The following is an 18,472-nucleotide window of genomic DNA, read 5'->3' on the forward strand; positions in this document are numbered from 1 at the left end:
CCCACATCGCAGTTCACTCCGTACACAACGCGCGTAGATCCCACGCACGCGCGGACAACGCGCGTAGATAATCACCCACACACCGCCCCCGGCAACACCCCCGGCAGGTTTCCATCCGATGACCAGCCGCCGACAGCCTCCAGCGCCCCGGCGGAATGCTCATCCGAGCACCCCGCCGCACAATTCAACACTTGTCAAAAACCCTTCACCCAAAGGTTGTTGAGGAGTCATGCGCAGCCAATTAACTACCCGTAGGTAAGGTCTAGGCTCAAACCATGCGCCGAGCCAAAATCGTTTGTACCCTGGGACCCGCCACCGATACATACGACCAGATCAAAGCCCTGGTCGAGGCGGGAATGGACATCGCCCGCCTCAACCTCAGCCACGGCACCTACGCCGAACACGAAGAGCGCTACCACCGCGTACGCAAAGCATCCGACGAGGCCGGACGCAGCGTCGGCATCCTCGCCGACCTTCAAGGCCCGAAGATCCGCCTCGGGCGCTTCCGTGAAGGACCCGTACTCCTTGAACGCGGCGACGACTTCACCATCACCGTCGAACCGATGGAAGGCGACCGCCACACCTGCGGCACCACCTACACCGGCCTCGCACACGACGTCACCGCCGGCGAACGCATCCTCATCGACGACGGCCGCGTCACCCTCGAAGTCACCCAGGTCGACGGCCCCCGCGTCCACACCACCGTCATCGAGGGCGGCATGGTCTCCGACCACAAGGGACTCAACCTCCCCGGCGTCGCCGTCTCCGTCCCCGCCCTCTCCGAGAAGGACATCGAAGACCTCCGCTGGGCCCTGCGCACCGGCGCCGACATCATCGCCCTCTCCTTCGTCCGCAGCGGACGCGACATCGAGGACGTCCACCGCATCATGGACGAGGAAGGCCGCCGCCTCCCCGTCATCGCCAAGGTCGAGAAGCCACAGGCCGTCGAGAACATCGACGACATCGTCGCCGCCTTCGACGGCATCATGGTCGCCCGCGGCGACCTCGGCGTCGAAATGCCCCTGGAGCAGGTCCCGATCGTCCAGAAGCGCGCGATCAAACTGGCCAAGCGCAACGCCAAGCCGGTCATCGTCGCGACGCAGATGCTCGACTCGATGATCGACAACTCCCGGCCCACCCGCGCCGAGGCGTCCGACGTCGCCAACGCCGTCATCGACGGCACGGACGCGGTGATGCTCTCCGGCGAGACGAGCGTCGGCAAGTACCCCATCGAGACGGTCCGCACGATGTCCCGCATCGTCGAAGCGGCGGAGGAGGACATCCTCGCGAAGGGCCTCCCGCCCCTCACCGACCGCAACAAGCCCCGCACCCAGGGCGGCGCGGTCGCCCGCGCGGCAGCGGAGATGGGCGACTTCCTCGGCGCGAAGTTCCTGGTCGCCTTCACCCAGAGCGGCGACACGGTCAAGCGCCTCTCCCGCTACCGCTCACCCATCCCGCTCCTCGCCTTCACCCCGGACCCGGCCACCCGCTCCCAGCTGAACCTCACGTGGGGCGTGGAGACGTTCCTGGGGCCGCACGTGGACTCGACGGACGCGATGGTGGCGCAGGTCGACGAGGAACTGCTGAAGATCGGCCGCTGCCGGAGGGGCGACGTGGTCGTCATCACGGCAGGCTCCCCGCCGGGCGTCGCGGGCTCGACGAACCTGGTACGCGTGCACCACATCGGCGAGGACGACAGCCCGAAGTAGGGGGCTCGCTCAGTATTTCGGCCCGACGTGTGCATCCATGAGCGCTACGGATGCCCGTCGGGCGACGGAGATGTTCTTCCCGTTGGTGTTCTTCCACTCGACTCCGACCTGGTCGAGCGTGCTGGTGAAGAGTCCCAGGATGTCGGTCGAAAGGTTGGTGAAGAAGTAGCGGGGGTACTCGTAGCGCCGTTGCTCGCCGCCGACTACGCGTGTGGTCCAGTTCGTGATCCGGCAACCGTCGGAGTGGATGAGGCCTCGGATGAACTCCCAAGGATGTGCGTCCACAATTTCCTGCTGCCAGGTGGTGAGGGCGATTTCGCGATGGTGCTTCTTGCCGGGCCCGTGCTGAGGGAAGAAGCAGGGCCAGTGCTTGCTGAAGGATGTGACGTACTGACAGCCCTGACTCGGCACGAGACATACCTTGTTGGTCGGTCGCGTGATCTGTACGGCGTCGACGCAGGCGTTGATGAGACCGGGCCAGGCATCGGCGCATGCGATGCGGAGGCTGTACACGCCTCGCTTGGTTGCGCTGATGCAGCCGTCGCCGAGGTAAAGGCCGAGCAGGTATGAGTAGGCGGCAGGGGTGTCCGGGGGCCTGGGCGTATCGCCACATCGAGGGCATTCGCGGCCACGGTCGTAGCCTAGGGGCTCTATTCGCGCGAGCCAGGAACGGATTGCGGCTCGCGAAATGCCGGTCTGCTTGCTTACGGAGTTCTGGCTGAAGCCCTGATCAAGGAGAGCCAGCGCGTGCTTGCGTGTTTCAAGGTCGTACACACGGCCGAGCTTGGACGGATCTTTACACCCGAGGGCCGGAACGGCCCTGCAGCCACACGATCACGTGAATCTACGCCATTTTCGCTCAACCTTGGAATCTAAGGAAAAGTGCCCCAGGTGGGATTCGAACCCACACTGTCCGCTGTTTGAGAGCGGCCTCTCTAACCAGTTGGAGTACTGGGGCCTTGGAAAGGAAGGGTGTCCCCTGCCCTGCGTAGTGCCACCATATCGTAGCTAGGTAGGCTCGTGGGAGCTGTACCTGCCCTGAACCAAGGAGCCCCGTGACCACCCCCGAGTCGCCCCAGCCCGTCGCCGACGACGACAAGTCGCACGTCCCGCCGCTGACGACCCGCGTCGTCATCGCCGAGGACGAGGCGCTCATCCGCCTCGACCTCAAAGAGATGCTTGAAGAAGAGGGGTACTCGGTCGTCGGTGAGGCCGGGGACGGGCAGCAGGCTGTCGAGCTGGCCCGGGAGCACAAGCCGGATCTGGTCATCCTCGATGTGAAGATGCCGGTCCTCGACGGGATCTCCGCCGCCGAGAAGATCGCCGAGGAGTCCATCGCGCCCGTCCTGATGCTCACCGCGTTCTCGCAGCGCGACCTCGTCGAGCGGGCCCGGGACGCCGGGGCGATGGCGTACCTCGTGAAGCCGTTCAGCAAGAGCGACGTGGTGCCGGCCATCGAGATGGCGGTGTCGCGGTTCGCGGAGCTGAAGGCGCTGGAGGGCGAGGTCGCGGACCTGTCGCAGCGGCTGGAGACGCGGAAGCTCGTGGACCGCGCGAAGAGCATTCTGCAGACGGACTACGGGCTGTCCGAGCCCGCCGCGTTCCGCTGGATCCAGAAGACGTCGATGGACCGGCGGCTGTCGATGCAGCAGCTCGCGGAGGCGTTGATCGAGGACGCCGAGGAGAAGAAGCGGGCGGCGGAGTAGCCGCGCTCGTACGTGTACACAGAGAAGGCCCGCACCCCGGACATCCGGGGCACGGGCCTTCTTCGTATCGCGGTCAGTCCTCGCCGAGGTACGCCTTGCGGACGGACTCGTCGTGGAGGAGGTCCGCTCCGGTGCCGGAGAGGACGATCTTGCCGATCTCCATGACGTGGCCCTGGTCCGCGAGGGACAGGGCGGCCTGGGCGTTCTGCTCGACGAGCAGGATCGTGGTGCCCGCGGCCTTGAGCTCGACGATGGTCTCCATGATCTTCTGCATCATGATCGGGGAGAGGCCCATGGAGGGCTCGTCGAGCATGAGCAGTTTGGGCTGGGACATGAGGGCGCGTCCCATGGCGAGCATCTGCTGTTCGCCGCCCGAGAGGGTTCCGGCGGCCTGCTTCCGGCGTTCCCCGAGGATGGGGAAGAGGTCGTAGGCGCGCTGGATGTCCTTCTCGATGCCGGCCTTGTCGTTGCGGAGGTAGGCGCCGAGGAGGAGGTTCTCGGTGATCGTCAGCCGGGGGAAGATGTGGCGGCCCTCGGGGGAGTGGGCGATTCCGAGGGAGACGATCTTGTGTGCGGGGATGTTGCTGAGTGGTTTGCCCTCGAAGAGGATGCGGCCGCCGAGGGGCTTGAGCAGTCCGGAGAGGGTGCGCAGGGTGGTGGTCTTGCCGGCGCCGTTGGTGCCGATGAGGGTGACCACCTGGCCGGCGTCGACGGTGAAGGAGATGCCCTTGACGGCTTCGATCTTGCCGTAGGCGACGCGGAGGTCCTCGACCTCGAGCAGTGCGGTCATCGGGTGTCCTCCTCCTCGGTGGTGGTGTCCTTCGTGGTGGCGGCGGTCGTGTCGGGGCCCGTTCCCGCCACTGCTTCGGCCGCTTCGACCTCGGCGACTTCTTCGGCGCCGGGGGCGCCTTCGAAGGGGGTGCCGAGGTAGGCGGCGATGACGCGTTCGTCGCTCTGGACGACTTCGGCGGTGCCTTCGACGAGTTTCTCGCCCTGGACGAGGCAGGCGACGCGGTCGCTGAGGTTGAAGATGAAGCGCATGTCGTGCTCGATGACGAGGACGGCGATGCCCTGGTCCCGGATGGCGAAGATGAGCTCTTCGGTGACCCGGGTCTCCTGGGGGTTCATGCCGGCGGTGGGCTCGTCCAGGAGGAGGAGACCGGGGTCGCTGGCGAGGGCGCGGGCGATCTCCAGCTTGCGCTGGTCTCCGTAGGGGAGGTTGCGCGCGAGGTGGTCGGCCTTGTCCTGGAGGCCGATGAACTCCAGGAGTTCCATGGCGCGTTCGCGGCTGCCGTTCTCGGCCTTGGTGTAGCCGGGGAGGCGCAGGAGCGCGGACCAGAGGCCTTCCTTGGTCCTGGTGTGGCGTCCGACGAGGACGTTCTCCAGGACGGTCATGTTGGCGAAGAGCCTGATGTTCTGGAAGGTGCGGGCGATGCCGGCCTTGGTGACGAGGTGGGGCTTGGGCGGCAGGACGGTGCCCTTGTAGCTGACCTTGCCCTCGGTGGGGACGTAGAGGCCGGTGAGGCAGTTGAAGAAGGTGGTCTTGCCGGCGCCGTTGGGGCCGATGAGTCCGACGATTTCGCCTGCGTTGACGGTGAGGTCGACGTTGCGTACGGCGGTGAGTCCGCCGAAGCGCATGGTGACGCCGCTGGCGTCCAGGACGGTGGTCGCGGTCTTCGTGGTGGTGGTCATGGTGGTCACGCCCCCGCCTTGGCGATGCCGGCGCCGCTGTCTTCGGACTGCCGTGGTTCGGGTACGTCGATGAGCTCGTCGTTCTCGTGGAATTCGAGCTGTTTCCTGCGGTCGGCGACCAGGCCTTCGGGGCGGAAGCGCATCAGGAGGATGAGCGCGATGCCGAAGAGGAAGAGCTGGTAGTCCTGCATGAACTGCAGTTTGGCCGGGATGAGGTAGAGCAGCGCGGCGCCGACGAAGGGTCCGCTGAGGGTTCCCATGCCGCCGAGGATGACGGCGGCGAGGAGGAAGGCGGAGTTCGGGGGTACGGAGCCGGCGAACTGGTACTGCTCGGGCGTCACGGTGTAGTTGACGTGGGCCTGGACGGTTCCGGCGAGTCCGGCGAGGGTGGCGCCGAGGGCGAAGGCGAGCAGCTTGAGCCGGAAGGCGTTGATGCCCATGGCGGTGGCTGCGGTCTCGTCCTCGCGGATGGCGACCCAGGCGCGGCCGATGCGGGAGTCCCCGGAGCGGCGGAAGACGAGGACGACGACGGCGGTGACGACGAGCATCAGCAGGTAGTAGTTGGCCGGCCTGCTGAGGGTGAAGGGGCCGATGTCGTGGCTGAGTCCGAAGTCGATCCCGAACAGGTTGAGGTCGGGGATGCTGGGGATGCCCTGGGAGCCGTTGGTGAGGTCGGGTCCGCTGTTGCCGTTGAGGTTGTTGACGGTGACGCGGAAGATCTCTCCGAAGCCGAGGGTGACGATGGCGAGGTAGTCGCCGCGCAGCCGCAGGGTCGGGGCGCCGATCAGGACGCCGAAGATCAGGGAGACGACGGCTCCGGTGAGGACGGCGGCCCAGAAGGGGAAGTGGACGCCGATGGCGGAGAGGGGTGCGCCGGAGACGAGGGCCGCGGTGTAGGCGCCGACGCCGAGGAAGGCGACGTAGCCGAGGTCGAGGAGGCCGGCGAGGCCGACGACGACGTTGAGGCCCAGTGCGACGGTGGCGAAGATGAGGATGTTCGCGCCGATGAGGGCGTATTCCGCGGTGTCCTGGGTGAAGGGGAAGCAGAAGGCCGCGGCCAGGGCGGCGGTGAGGGTGACGTTGCGGTGCTTCGTGGTCAGCGCGGTGATGCGGGCGATGAGTCCGGCCCGGGTGAGCGCGGTGAACGCGAAGCCCGCGGTGATGAGGAAGCCGATGAACTCCTCGGATTCCTCGGTGGGGATGTCGACGCCGAAGGTGAAGACGTAGAGGGCGGCGCCGAAGGCCGCGGTGATGATGAGGATCTCCACCCAGCCGGGGAGTGCCTTGGCACGGCCGGCGGAGGGTGCGGCGAGGCTGTTGCGGAAGCGCTGCCAGGCGCCCGGCCGGGGTTCGTCGGCGGGGAGGGGCTCGTCGCTGGGGAGGGCGAGGGCGGCGAGGAGGGCGATGAGTGCGCCGATGCCGCTGACCCAGGCTCCGGGTTCGAGGTTGACCACGCCGCCGAGTTCGTAGGCGATCGCACCGATGGTGTAGCCGGTGGTGCCGAGGGTGGCGAGGGCGAGGAGGCGGACGGGGCTGTTGGTGCCGCCGGGGGTGAGCCAGCGGAGTCCCGGGATGCCGTATCCGCTGAGGGTGAAGAGGAGGGTGAGGACCGAGGCGGTGAGGGTGAGGATCTGGAGGCCGCCGGGGTAGCCGGTGACGGTGAGGTCGCCGGGGAACTCGGAGGTCCAGGTCCAGGGGAGGAAGGTGCCGGCGAGTGCTGCCGCGGCGCCGATGAGGGTGGCGATGCGGGCGGCGGGTGCGGGGACGTGTGTGTTCTGGGTGGTCATCCGTATCACGCCCGATCCGCGACGCGTTCGCCGAGCAGGCCCTGGGGCCGCAGCAGGAGGACGACGATGAGGAGGACGAAGGCCCATACGTCCTTCCAGGCGCCGCCGCCGAAGAGGTCCATGCCGGGGACGTCGCTCATGTAGCCGGTGGCGAGGGATTCGGCGACGCCGAGTACGACTCCGCCGAGCATGGCGCCGTAGATGTTGCCGATGCCGCCGAGTACGGCTGCGGTGAAGGCCTTGAGCCCCATGAGGAAGCCCATTTTGAAGCCGATCTGGCCGTTCTTGAGCCCGTAGGCGACGGCGGCGACGGCGGCGAACGCGGCACCGATGGCGAAGGCCATGACGATGATGCGGTCGGTGTTGATGCCCATGAGCTTGGCGGTGTCGGGGTCCTGGCTGGTCGCCTGCATGCCGCGGCCGGAGCGGGTCTTGGAGACGAAGAGGCCCAGCGCGATCATGCAGATGGGTGCGGCGATGAGGACGAAGAGGTCACCGCGTTGGATGTGGGCGCCGAAGACGTCGAACGCTTCGCCCTTGAACTGGGGGAAGGGGCGGTCCTTGGTGGCGTTGGGGTACCACTTCCAGATGGCCTGCTGGAGCGCGAGGGAGAGTCCGATCGCGGTGATCAGCGGGGCGAGCCGGGGAGCGGTGCGCAGCGGCCGGTACGCGAAGCGTTCGGCTGCGACGCTGATGGCGACGGAGCATATGACGCCGCCGATGATCATGAGGGGGACGATCGCGAGGAGGTTGGAGCCGGCCGGCATCCAGAGGTACACGGTGAGAGCTCCGAAGCCTCCGATCATGAAGATCTCGCCGTGGGCGAAGTTGATGAGCTGGATGATTCCGTAGACCATCGTGTATCCGATCGCGATGAGTCCGTACATCGCGCCGAGGATGAGTCCATTGGCCAGCTGTTGCGGCAGTTCGTGCACCGCAGGGCCTCCGTGGAGTGGTTCGGATATGGCACCGCGCGGGAGCGCTCGTAGCGCTCCCGCGCGGTCTGGTGTCAGTCGTTGCGTGACCGGGAGCTTGTTACGGCTTGTAGGCCTCGCTGAGCTTGGACGCCCACTTGCCGCCGTCGACCTGGTAGGCGGTCATCATGGTGTTCGTGGTGTCGCCGAACTCGTCGAACGAGACGGGGCCGGTGACGCCTTCGAAGTTGACCTTGCTCATCGCGTCGAGGACCTTGGTGCGGGCGTCGTCGGGGAGCTTGCCGTCATTGGCCGCGACGACGGCCTTGACGGCCTCGATGATCGACCAGGTGGCGTCGTAGGTGCCGCCGCCGTAGGCCTCGTAGGCGTCCTTGTATCCGGCCGTCTTGTAGTCCGCGATGAACTTCTTGGCGGACTCGAGCTCCTCGACGGGCTTGCCGACGGAGGTGGCGATGTCGCCCTGGGCCTTCTTGTTGAGCTTGATGAAGTCGGCGCTGTACATGCCGTCGCCGCCCATGAGCGGGATCTGGACGCTGTCCTTGAGCTGCTGGCTCAGGGGGGCGCCGGCGGGGTACTCACCGCCGTAGTAGACGGCCTTGGCGCCGGACTTCTTGACCTTGGTGACGACGGCGTTGAAGTCGCGGTCGTCGGGGTTGACGTGGTCGGAGCCGGCGATCTTGCCGCCGAGTCCGGTGAACGTCGCCTTGAAGGAGGCTGCGAGACCGGCGCCGTAGGGCTTCTGGTCGTCGATGAGGTAGACCTGCTTGATCTTCGCGTTGTTGTACAGGTACTTCGCGGCGAAGGCGCCCTGGATCTGGTCCGTGGTGGCGGTGCGGAAGTAGGTCTTGAAGGGGCGCTTCTTGTCGCCGGTCTTCCAGTTGTCGCCCTGGGTCAGCTCGGTGCCCGTGTTGGCGGGGGAGACCTGGGTGAGGCCGGCGTCGTTGAGCGGCTTCTGCATCGACTGGGAGACGCCGGAGTTCAGCGGGCCGACGACGCCGAGAACGCTCTTGTTGTCGATGAACTTGGTGGCGTTCTGCTGGCCGACGGAGGGCTGGGCCTGGTCGTCGAGCGGCTGGATCTCGAACTTGATGCCCGGGACCGTCTTGTCCTTGTTCGCCGTTTTGGCGGCGAGGTCGGCGGAGTTCTTGATGCCGAGGCCGAGGGCGGAGAGGTCACCGGTCAGCGGGGCGTCGACGCCGATGACGACGGTCTGGGTGTCGCCGCTGCTGCTGTCCTTCTTGTCGTCGTCGCGCGACCCGCAGGCGGTGAGTGTCAGTGCTCCTGTGGTGAGCACTGTGGTGAGGATGAGCAAAGAACGGTGTCGCACGAAAAGTCCTTTCCCTGGCGCGGCCTCCTCTGCTTGAGGTGCCGTGTCGTTCGCCGGGCCGTACTGGTTGGTACAGGGCCGTGCTGCAGACGCGCCCGGCGGCGCGGTGACTGGCGGTGACTCTAAGGGCATGGGTGGGGGTCGGGGATGGGAGTGGAGCAGGATGTGACTGTCTTGTTATGCCCTTGAGCAAGGCTTGAGGTGGCTGTGTGGACATGTACGGCTTTCTGCCGGACGGTGAAGTGACCGCATGCTGAGAACGCGCAGCTCTGCTAAGGGGCTTGGAGCGATCTTGGTGCTGTCGCCCGGTGGGGGGTGCGCGGCGGTGCGGGAGGGCGTGCCGGGGCGCCCGGTGCCTGCGGGGCCGGGTGGGGCGTGGGGTGCCGGGCGGCTGCACATTGCGCGGTTGTTACGCAGTGTTACAGCCGGGCTGGTGGGGTCGACGCGGTGTGGTGGGTGCGCAGGCGGGCGTGGCTGATGAGTGGGCCACGGAACGGGGTTGGTGGTCAAGGGCGTTGGCTGCGGTGGTTGTGCAAGTTCGGTGTGCGTGGCGGTGGTTGTGCCCGGATATGACACTGCCCGGCCGGATTGGGGATCCGGCCGGGCAGGGGGTGGTGCGGGTGCCGCGGGGTCAGGAGGCGTCGGCCTTGGGGGCGTCGCGCAGGAGGCAGGTGAGGCGGGCGGTGCAGACCCGCTTGTCCTGTTCGTCGGTGATGACGATCTCGTACGTGGCGGTGGTGCGGCCGCGGTGTACGGGGGTGGCGACGCCGGTGACGAGGCCGTTCCGTACCCCTCGGTGATGGGTGCAGTTCAGGTCGACGCCGACGGCGAGCTTGGCGGGGCCGCCGTGGAGCATGGCGCCCACCGAGCCGAGGGTCTCGGCGAGGACGGCGGAGGCGCCGCCGTGCAGGAGTCCGTAGGGCTGGGTGTTGCCCTCGACGGGCATGGTGGCGACGACGCGGTCCGCGGAGGCCTCGGTGATCGTGACGCCCATGCGTTCGCCGAGGTGGCCCGCGGAGAAGAGGGAGGGCAGGTCGACGCCGAGGGTGGCGTACTCGTCGATGATCTCCTGGGGGAACGTGGGTGTGGTGTGCTCGCCCATGGGTCCGGCTCCGTCTCTCTGCGGTGGTTCGGTGCTGTGCGCTGGTCCTGGCTGTGCTCCCTGTTCATATCAGACGGCTGAGCGGGCGCTTAGCGCGGCTGTCTCCGGGGATCAGCGCAGGTTCTCGAACCGCACCACGACGGACTTGCTGGCGGGGGTGTTGCTGGTGTCCGCGGTGGAGCCGAGGGGGACGAGCACATTGGTCTCGGGGTAGTAGGCGGCGGCGCAGCCGCGGGCGGTGGGGTAGTGGACGACGCGGAAGCCGGGGGCGCGCCGTTCCACCCCGTCCTTCCATTCGCCGACGAGGTCGGCGTAGGCGCCGTCGGCGAGGCCCAGGGCGGCGGCGTCGTCCGGGTTGACGAGGACGACGCGGCGGCCGCCCTTGATGCCGCGGTAGCGGTCGTCGAGGCCGTAGATGGTGGTGTTGTACTGGTCGTGGGAGCGCAGCGTCTGCAACAGGAGCCGGCCTTCGGGGAGTTCGGGGAACTCGACGGGGGCGGCGGTGAAGTTGGCCCGGCCGGTGGCGGTGGGGAAGCGGCGGGAGTCGCGGGGGGCGTGGGGGAGGGTGAACCCGCCGGGGTGCGCGACGCGTTGGTTGAAGTTCTCGAAGCCGGGGACGACGCGGGAGATGCGGTCGCGGATCGTCGCGTAGTCCTTCTCGAACTCCTCCCAGGGGGTGGCGGATCCGGGTCCGAGCACGGCGCGGGCGAGACGGGCGACGATGGCGGGCTCGGAGAGCAGGTGGGGGCTCGCGGGGGTGAGGTTGCCGCGGGAGGCGTGCACCTTGCTCATGGAGTCCTCGACGGTGACGAACTGCTTGCCGCCGGCCTGGACGTCCTTGTCGGTGCGGCCCAGGGTGGGCAGGATCAGGGCCCGGGTGCCGGTGACGGCGTGGGAGCGGTTGAGCTTCGTCGAGACGTGGACGGTGAGGCGTGCGGTGCGCATCGCGGCCTCGGTGACGTCGGTGTCGGGGGTGGCGGCGACGAAGTTGCCGCCCATGGCGAAGAAGACCTTGGCGTCGCCGTCGCGCAGGGCCTGGATGGAGCGGACCACGTCGTAGCCGTGGTGCCGCGGTGAGGTGATGGAGAACTCCTTGTCGAGGGCGTCGAGGAACGCCGTCGACGGCCTCTCGAAGATGCCCATGGTGCGGTCGCCCTGGACGTTGGAGTGGCCGCGGACGGGGCAGACCCCGGCGCCGGGCCGGCCGATGTTGCCGCGCAGCAGGAGGAAGTTGACGACTTCCCGGATGGTCGGCACGGAGTGCTTGTGCTGGGTGAGGCCCATGGCCCAGCACACGATGGTGCGCCGGGAGGCGAGGACCATGGCGAGGGCCTCCTCGATGGCGGCGCGTTCGAGGCCGGTGGCGGTGAGGGTCTGATCCCAGTCCGCCTCGGCCGCCGCGGCGGCGAACTCCTCGAAGCCGTGGGTGTGTTCGGCCACGAAGGTCTCGTCGACGGCTCCCTCGGCGGCGAGGATCATCTTGTTGAGGAGCCGGAAGAGTGCCTGGTCGCCACCTATGCGTATCTGCAGGAACAGGTCGTTGAGGGCCGCCCCCCTGATCATGCCGACGGGGGTCTGCGGGTTCTTGAAGCGTTCCAGGCCGGCCTCGGGCAGCGGGTTCACCGAGATGATCTTCGCTCCGGCGGACTTGGCCTTCTCCAGGGCGGAGAGCATCCGGGGGTGGTTGGTGCCCGGGTTCTGCCCGGCGACGATGATCAGGTCGGCGTGGTGGAGGTCCTCCAGGGAGACGGAGCCCTTGCCGACGCCGATCGTCTCGGTGAGGGCCGAGCCGGAGGACTCGTGGCACATGTTGGAGCAGTCGGGGAGGTTGTTGGTGCCGAATTCGCGGGCGAACAGCTGGAGCAGGAACGCGGCCTCGTTGCTCGTGCGCCCGGAGGTGTAGAAGAGGGCCTCGTCGGGGGAGGCGAGTGCGCCGAGCTCCTCGGCCATGACGGCGAAGGCGCGCTCCCAGGTCACGGCCTCGTACCGGTCGGCGCCCTCGGGCAGGTACATGGGTTGCGTGATACGCCCCTGCTGGCCGAGCCAGTAGCCGCTGCGGGTGGCGAGATCGGCGACCGGGTGGGCGGCGAAGAAGTCCGGGGTGACGCGGCGCAGCGTGGCTTCCTCGGCGACGGCCTTGGCGCCGTTCTCGCAGAACTCGGCGGTGTGCCGCTTGTCGCCCTCGGGCCAGGCGCAGCCGGGGCAGTCGAAGCCGTCCTTCTGGTTGACCTTGAGGAGGGTCTGCGCGGTGCGGCGCACGCCCATCTGCTGCTGGGCGATGCGCAGGCTGTGGGCGACGGCGGGCAGCCCGGCGGCGGCGTGCGGGGCGGGTGCGACCTGCGGTGCGTCCTGGACCGGGTCTCCGGTGGGCGGCTTGGTGGCCATCGTGCTCCCCTTCGGGCCTGCGGCGGGCCGGGGCGCGGTCCGCGGTGCGTGATTCCTTGTCTCCGATCCTGGCACGCGGCGGGGGAGGGCCGCCCGGCGAGCCGCCGCAGGACGGCCGGAGACGGCGGCCGGTCCGGATTGTCAGTGGTACGTGGCAGGATCGGGGTGTGGCTGAGACGGCATCGAAGAAGACGGCAGACAACCGACCGCGCCTGCTCCTGATGGACGGGCACTCCCTGGCGTACCGGGCGTTCTTTGCGCTGCCTGCGGAGAATTTCACGACGGGGGCGGGGCAGCCGACGAACGCGGTCTACGGCTTCGCGTCGATGCTCGCGAACACGCTGCGTGACGAGGCGCCGACGCACTTCGCGGTGGCGTTCGACGTGTCGCGCAAGACGTGGCGCTCGCAGGAGTTCCCGGAGTACAAGGCGAACCGGTCGAAGACCCCGGACGAGTTCAAGGGCCAGGTCGAGCTGATCGGGGAGCTGCTCGACGCGATGCACGCCGACCGGTTCGCGGTCGACGGCTTCGAGGCGGACGATGTCATCGCGACGCTGGCCACGCAGGCGGAGGCGGCCGGTTTCGAGGTCCTGATCGTCACGGGCGACCGGGACTCGTTCCAGCTGATCACGGAGAACGTGACGGTGCTGTACCCGACCAAGGGTGTGTCGGAGCTGACGCGGTTCACTCCGGAGAAGGTCGAGGAGAAGTACGGCCTCACCCCGCAGCAGTACCCGGACTTCGCGGCGCTGCGCGGTGACCCGTCGGACAACCTTCCGGGCATCCCCGGGGTCGGCGAGAAGACGGCCGCGAAGTGGATCAACCAGTTCGGTTCGTTCGACGAGCTGGTGGACCGGGCCGAGGAGGTCAAGGGGAAGGCCGGGCAGAATTTCCGCGACCACCTGGACGCGGTGCGGCTGAACCGGCGGCTGACCGAGATGGTCCGCGACGTGGAACTGCCGAAGACCCCCGCCGATCTGGAGCGCGCCCCCTACGACCGCACGGCGGTCACCGGGGTGCTCGATGTGCTGGAGATCCGCAACCCGAGCCTGCGTGAGCGGCTGCTCGCGGTGGACCCGGGCAAGGCGGAGGACGAGGCCCCGGCTCCGGCCGCGGGCATCGAGCTGGACGGTGCGGTGCTGGGGGCCGGCGAGCTCGCTCCGTGGCTGGCCGAGCACGGCGCGCAGCCGCTCGGCGTCGCCACGGTGGACACCTGGGCGCTCGGCAGCGGCACGGTCACGGAGATCGCGCTCGCCACGGCCGGCGGGGCCGCCGCCTGGTTCGACCCGGCGCAGGTCGACGAGGCCGACGAGCAGGCGTTCGCCGCCTGGATCGCGGACGCGTCCCGGCCGAAGGTCATGCACAACGCGAAGAGCGCGATGCGCGTCTTCCCGGAGCACGGCTGGCGGATCGAGGGCGTGTCGATGGACACCGCGCTCGCCGCGTATCTGGTCAAGCCGGGCCGGCGCTCCTTCGCGCTGGACGCCCTGGCGGTGGAGTACCTGGGCCGGGAGCTCGCCCCGGCGGCCGCGTCCGACGGCCAGCTGGCGTTCGGTGCGGACGACCAGGCCGAGGCCGACGCCCTGATGACGCAGGCCCGTGCCGTCCTCGACCTCGGCGACGCGTTCACGACGCGGCTCAAGGAGGTCGGCGCGGCCGAGCTGCTGCACGACATGGAGCTGCCGACGTCGATCCTGCTGGCCCGCCTGGAGCGGCACGGCATCGCGGCGGACCGGCCCCATCTGGAGGGCATGGAGCAGCAGTTCGCGGGCGCCGTGCAGCAGGCGGTGAAGGAGGCGCACGCCGCGGTGGGCCGCGAGTTCAACCTCGGTTCGCCCAAGCAGCTCCAGGAGGTCCTCTTCGGCGAGCTGGGCCTGCCGAAGACGAAGAAGACGAAGACCGGGTACACGACGGACGCGGACGCGCTGGCGTGGCTGGCCGCGCAGACCGAGCACGAGCTGCCGGTCATCATGCTGCGCCACCGCGAGCAGGCGAAGCTGCGGGTCACGGTCGAGGGCCTGGTCAAGACGATCGCCGCGGACGGCCGGATCCACACCACGTTCAACCAGACCGTGGCCGCGACCGGCCGGCTCTCCTCCACCGACCCCAACCTGCAGAACATCCCCGTCCGCACCGACGAGGGCCGGGCGATCCGCCGGGGCTTCGTCGTCGGCGAGGGCTTCGAGACGCTGATGACGGCGGACTACAGCCAGATCGAGCTGCGCGTGATGGCGCACCTCTCCGAGGACGCGGGCCTGATCGAGGCGTTCACCTCCGGCGAGGACCTGCACACCACGGTCGCCTCGCAGGTCTTCGGTGTCGAGAAGACCGCGGTCGACCCCGAGATGCGGCGCAAGATCAAGGCCATGAGCTACGGGCTGGCGTACGGCCTGTCCGCGTTCGGTCTCTCCCAGCAGCTGAACATCGAGGCGGGCGAGGCCCGGGGCCTGATGGACACCTACTTCGAGCGGTTCGGCGGCGTCCGCGACTATCTGCACCGCGTGGTGGAGGAGGCGCGGGCCACCGGCTACACGGAGACGGTCTTCGGCCGCCGCCGCTATCTGCCGGACCTCAACAGCGACAACCGCCAGCGCCGCGAGACGGCCGAGCGGATGGCGCTCAACGCACCGATCCAGGGCACGGCCGCGGACATCGTGAAGGTCGCCATGCTCCACGTCGACCGGGCACTCACCGAGGCGAAGCTGACGTCACGGATGCTGCTCCAGGTCCACGACGAAATCGTGCTGGAGATCGCCGCGGGTGAGCGGGAGCAGGTGGAGAAGATCCTGCGCCACGAGATGGCGACGGCGGTGCAGTTGCGGGCGCCGCTGGATGTGTCGGTCGGCGTGGGCACGGACTGGGAGTCCGCCGCACACTGAGGCCCGATGCGGGGCGGGCGCCCGTCGCCGGGCGCTCCGTCCTCAGTCGCCGGTCCGGCTCGTGTCCCGGGCCCGGCCGGCGACGGGGAGTGAGGGTGCCGCGGTGCCCCGGCCCCGCAGCCGCATCCACACCGCGTACAGCACGAGTCCGGCCGCCAGCCCGGCCCCCGCGCCGAAGCACGCGGTCGGGATGATGTCGAGCGGTGTGTCGATGTGCCCGAAGTAGGCGTACCAGCGCGCGCAGCGGTGCACGGTGCCCAGCAGGACGCACAGCCCGATGACCGCGGCCGCCCACCACCGCGCCCCGCGGTCCAGGACCGGTACGGACGCCGGCACCGGCCGGTTCCCGGTCCGGCGCAGCCCCGTCACGGCGAACCACGCGAGCACGGTCAGCGCGAGGGCCGAACTGCCGTACTGCACCAGCTGGAACACCGGATATCCGGACACGTCGCGGTCCAGTACGGGCACCAGCCGCACCCCCCACCGGTCGTGGTGGGTGAACGCGTCCCAGACGACGTGCGTCCCGGCCCCGATGACGGCGGACACCAGGAACCAGCCACCGTCCCGCAGACCGCGCGGCCCCTCCCGCGGGGTGCGCCGCTCGCCGCGTACCCAGGTGTGCACGCGCCCCTGTTGGCTCGTGGGCAGCAGTGCCACGAGCGGTTCGCGCAGCAGCAGCCACAGCGCCACGGTCGCCGCGGTGATCACGACGTCGACGGTGAACACACCCCACCACGCGTGGGTGACCTGCCCGAACTCCATGGCACCCGGGACCGCCGTGTCCGCGTAGTACGTCATGTCGGGGGCGAACGAGCCGGCGACGAGGGCCGAGGCCAGGAGCGGTCCGCGCCCGGTTCCGTTGCGGCGGATCCCGGGGAGGACGGCGGCGGCGTGGCTGAGCGTGAACGGCATGGGGGAAGTATGCGGGAGCCGTCTTCACCGGCCCGTCACCCATTGGACAACTTGCGGACCGGAAGGTGAGAAACCGGTAAGAAGCGGTACGGCCGCTGTGTTCGGGCGGCACAAGTTGCCGTAGGGTCGCCTGAGTCCAGGCGCAGGGGAGCGCGGACAGCCGACGACGGGGAGGGCCCACACGTTATGGCAGCGCAATTCGGTCGCCGACTTCGCAGAGGGGCGGCCACGACTGCCGTGGCAGCCGCCGCTGTGGCGGCACTCTCCGCATCGCAGGCCCCCGGCTCACCCCTGGTGGCGTCCGAGGGAGGCGAGCAGCCGGCCGCCGGATCGACGCCCTCGGGCGACGGCGCCGCGTCGGGCAACTCGCCCTACTTCACGGACCTGCCGCCGCTGAACACGCCCAACAAGCCGGGCACCTCCACCAATCTGCCCGTGACAGGCAGTGCGGAATCGGGCATACCGGCCTCGGTCCTGGCGGCGTACAAGAAGGCCCAGCAGACCATCGCGGGCACGGACGCCGCCTGCCGGCTGCCGTGGCAGCTCCTCGCCGCGATCGGCAAGGTGGAGTCCGGCCAGGCCCGCGGCGGCCGCGTCGACGCGCAGGGCACCACGTTCTCCCCGATCCTCGGACCGGCCCTCAACGGCCAGGGCTTCGCCCTGATCAAGGACACCGACAACGGTGTCTACGACGGCGACTCGACGCACGACCGGGCGGTCGGCCCGATGCAGTTCATCCCGTCGACCTGGGAGACCTGGGGCCAGGACGGCAACGCCGACGGCCGCAGGGACCCGAACAACATCTACGACGCGGCGCTCGCCGCCGGGCGCTACCTCTGCGCCGGCTCGCGCGACCTGTCGCTCGCCGCCGACCTGGACCGGGCGGTCCTGAGCTACAACCACTCGGACGAGTATCTGCGTACCGTCCGCACCTGGTTCGACTACTACAACCGCGGCACCCACGAGGTGCCGGACGGTACCGGTGTCCTGCCGGCCGAGACCGGCACGGGGACCCATCCGGACCTCGGCCCCGGCACCTCGGGCGGCTCCCCGTCGCCGTCCTCCTCGCCGTCCGGATCGCCGACGCCGAACCCCAAGCCTCCGACGACGCCGACCCCCAAGCCTCCGATGAAGCCGAGCCCCACGCCCACGGACCCGGGCCGTCCGACGACGCCGACGACCCCGACGCCGACGCCCGAGCCCACGCCGACCCCGGACCTCGCCGCCGTGCAGAACGCGGGCACCGGCGAGCTGACCGCGACGGCGGGCGACGCGTTCGCCGAGCGGATCAAGGCCCGGGCGAAGAGCAACCTCGGCAAGCCGCTCGCCAAGGTGTCCGTGACCTTCACCGTCGCCGGTGACACGGACGCCGCGTTCGACGGCGGGAAGAAGTCCGTCACCCTGGCCACCGGGGCCGACGGCACCGTTACCGCGCCGGTGCTGAAGGCGGGCGAGAAGACCGGTGCGTTCACCGTGCGCGCGACGGCCACCGGCACCTCGCTGCCCGCCGTCACCTACCAGGCGGCCGTCACCGCCCGGCAGGCCGACGCCATCGCCAGGACGGGCACCGCGAAGCTGACCGCCGTCGCGGGCCAGACCTTCGCCGACGTCACCGCCAAGGCGACGTTCAAGGGCGCGGCCGCCGACCGGGTCGCCGTCACCGCCACCATGATCACCGACGACGAGAAGCCGGCGGAGAACGACAAGGGCCCGTACTTCACGGACGACGAGGGGGACCCGGTCCGCACCCTCGCGCTCACCACCGGGGCCGACGGCACGGTCACCCTGCCGAAGATCTACGCCGACGGCGCCGCGGGCACGTACAAGCTGCGCCTCACCACCGAGGGCGGCGGCTCGGTCGTCATCGAGCTGACGGTCGAGGCCCCCGCCGCCGCCTGACCCGTCCGCACCAGGGCTCCACACGCCCCGAACAGCCCCTTCGCCGGGACCCGGCCAAGGGGCTGTTCTACGTGTTCTCATCTCGCGTCCGGGTTGCTACGGTGCCCCAGCCCTGACGACCCATCAGTTCCGTGCTTCC

Annotated in this window: 13 protein-coding genes and 1 tRNA gene; 4 read left to right on the forward strand and 10 right to left on the reverse strand. The window is 69.2% G+C overall.

From position 1 onward, the window contains the following. Positions 1-275: 275 nt before the first annotated feature. A complete protein-coding gene (gene pyk, locus OG521_29665) occupies positions 276-1,709 on the forward strand; it encodes a pyruvate kinase (protein WUW24709.1) in 1,434 nt (477 codons plus the stop codon). A 9-nt stretch (positions 1,710-1,718) separates the two neighbouring features. Here the strand turns inward: pyk and OG521_29670 are convergent, their stop codons facing one another. Both OG521_29670 and OG521_29675 read right to left on the reverse strand, forming a co-directional pair. Next, the gene (locus OG521_29670) at positions 1,719-2,483 is read right to left on the reverse strand and encodes a transcriptional regulator (protein WUW24710.1); all 765 of its coding nucleotides are present in this window, start codon (positions 2,481-2,483) and stop codon (positions 1,719-1,721) included. 109 nt (positions 2,484-2,592) lie between these two features. Next, positions 2,593-2,667: transfer RNA gene (locus OG521_29675), tRNA-Leu, on the reverse strand. Positions 2,668-2,764: 97 nt separating this feature from the next. On the opposite strand from OG521_29675, the gene OG521_29680 reads away from it, so the two are divergent. Then, positions 2,765-3,415 (forward strand): response regulator, encoded by a 651-nt coding sequence (locus OG521_29680; GenBank protein WUW24711.1) that lies wholly within the window; start codon positions 2,765-2,767, stop codon positions 3,413-3,415. Positions 3,416-3,488: 73 nt separating this feature from the next. On the opposite strand, the gene OG521_29685 is transcribed toward OG521_29680, so the two are convergent. The 7 genes from OG521_29685 to OG521_29715 form a co-directional block, all read right to left on the reverse strand. Beyond that, entirely contained in the window at positions 3,489-4,205 is a 717-nt protein-coding gene (locus OG521_29685) for an ABC transporter ATP-binding protein (protein ID WUW24712.1), read from the reverse strand. After that, complete coding sequence (locus OG521_29690; GenBank protein WUW26845.1) at positions 4,202-5,107, reverse strand: ABC transporter ATP-binding protein; 906 nt, start codon at positions 5,105-5,107, stop codon at positions 4,202-4,204. Before OG521_29690 ends, OG521_29685 begins: the two co-directional genes overlap by 4 nt. A 5-nt stretch (positions 5,108-5,112) precedes the next feature. Further along, complete coding sequence (locus tag OG521_29695) at positions 5,113-6,894, reverse strand: branched-chain amino acid ABC transporter permease (GenBank protein ID WUW24713.1); 1,782 nt, start codon at positions 6,892-6,894, stop codon at positions 5,113-5,115. Between the two features lie 5 nt (positions 6,895-6,899). Then, complete coding sequence (locus OG521_29700) at positions 6,900-7,829, reverse strand: branched-chain amino acid ABC transporter permease (protein ID WUW24714.1); 930 nt, start codon at positions 7,827-7,829, stop codon at positions 6,900-6,902. A gap of 100 nt (positions 7,830-7,929) precedes the next feature. Beyond that, entirely contained in the window at positions 7,930-9,141 is a 1,212-nt protein-coding gene (locus OG521_29705; protein WUW26846.1) for a branched-chain amino acid ABC transporter substrate-binding protein, read from the reverse strand. Positions 9,142-9,787: 646 nt separating this feature from the next. Then, a complete protein-coding gene (locus OG521_29710; protein ID WUW24715.1) occupies positions 9,788-10,258 on the reverse strand; it encodes a hotdog fold thioesterase in 471 nt (156 codons plus the stop codon). A 111-nt stretch (positions 10,259-10,369) separates the two neighbouring features. Further along, positions 10,370-12,643, reverse strand: a complete 2,274-nt coding sequence (locus OG521_29715) for an FdhF/YdeP family oxidoreductase (GenBank protein ID WUW24716.1) — start codon at positions 12,641-12,643, stop codon at positions 10,370-10,372. A gap of 167 nt (positions 12,644-12,810) precedes the next feature. Here OG521_29715 and polA point away from each other — a divergent pair, with 167 nt between their 5' ends. Continuing rightward, positions 12,811-15,522 (forward strand): DNA polymerase I, encoded by a 2,712-nt coding sequence (gene polA, locus OG521_29720; GenBank protein ID WUW24717.1) that lies wholly within the window; start codon positions 12,811-12,813, stop codon positions 15,520-15,522. A 42-nt stretch (positions 15,523-15,564) separates the two neighbouring features. Here the strand turns inward: polA and OG521_29725 are convergent, their stop codons facing one another. Then, complete coding sequence (locus OG521_29725; protein ID WUW24718.1) at positions 15,565-16,434, reverse strand: DUF4184 family protein; 870 nt, start codon at positions 16,432-16,434, stop codon at positions 15,565-15,567. 186 nt (positions 16,435-16,620) lie between these two features. On the opposite strand from OG521_29725, the gene OG521_29730 reads away from it, so the two are divergent. Further along, positions 16,621-18,333: a lytic transglycosylase gene (locus tag OG521_29730; GenBank protein WUW24719.1), complete on the forward strand. Its 1,713-nt coding sequence runs from the start codon at positions 16,621-16,623 to the stop codon at positions 18,331-18,333. The last annotated feature ends 139 nt before the right edge of the window (positions 18,334-18,472 follow it).

It is taken from the genome of Streptomyces sp. NBC_01463 (assembly GCA_036227345.1).
Taxonomy (GTDB): Bacteria; Actinomycetota; Actinomycetes; order Streptomycetales; family Streptomycetaceae; genus Streptomyces.

Excerpts from the sequence above, each read along its gene's own strand:
- pyk (WUW24709.1), top strand. The coding sequence starts at position 276 with ATGCGCCGAGCCAAAATCGTTTGTACCCTGGGACCCGCCACCGATACA.
- OG521_29685 (WUW24712.1), bottom strand. The coding sequence starts at position 4,205 with ATGACCGCACTGCTCGAGGTCGAGGACCTCCGCGTCGCCTACGGCAAG.
- OG521_29690 (WUW26845.1), bottom strand. The coding sequence starts at position 5,107 with ATGACCACCACCACGAAGACCGCGACCACCGTCCTGGACGCCAGCGGC.
- OG521_29695 (WUW24713.1), bottom strand. The coding sequence starts at position 6,894 with ATGACCACCCAGAACACACACGTCCCCGCACCCGCCGCCCGCATCGCC.
- OG521_29710 (WUW24715.1), bottom strand. The coding sequence starts at position 10,258 with ATGGGCGAGCACACCACACCCACGTTCCCCCAGGAGATCATCGACGAG.
- OG521_29715 (WUW24716.1), bottom strand. The coding sequence starts at position 12,643 with ATGGCCACCAAGCCGCCCACCGGAGACCCGGTCCAGGACGCACCGCAG.
- OG521_29725 (WUW24718.1), bottom strand. The coding sequence starts at position 16,434 with ATGCCGTTCACGCTCAGCCACGCCGCCGCCGTCCTCCCCGGGATCCGC.
- OG521_29730 (WUW24719.1), top strand. The coding sequence starts at position 16,621 with ATGGCAGCGCAATTCGGTCGCCGACTTCGCAGAGGGGCGGCCACGACT.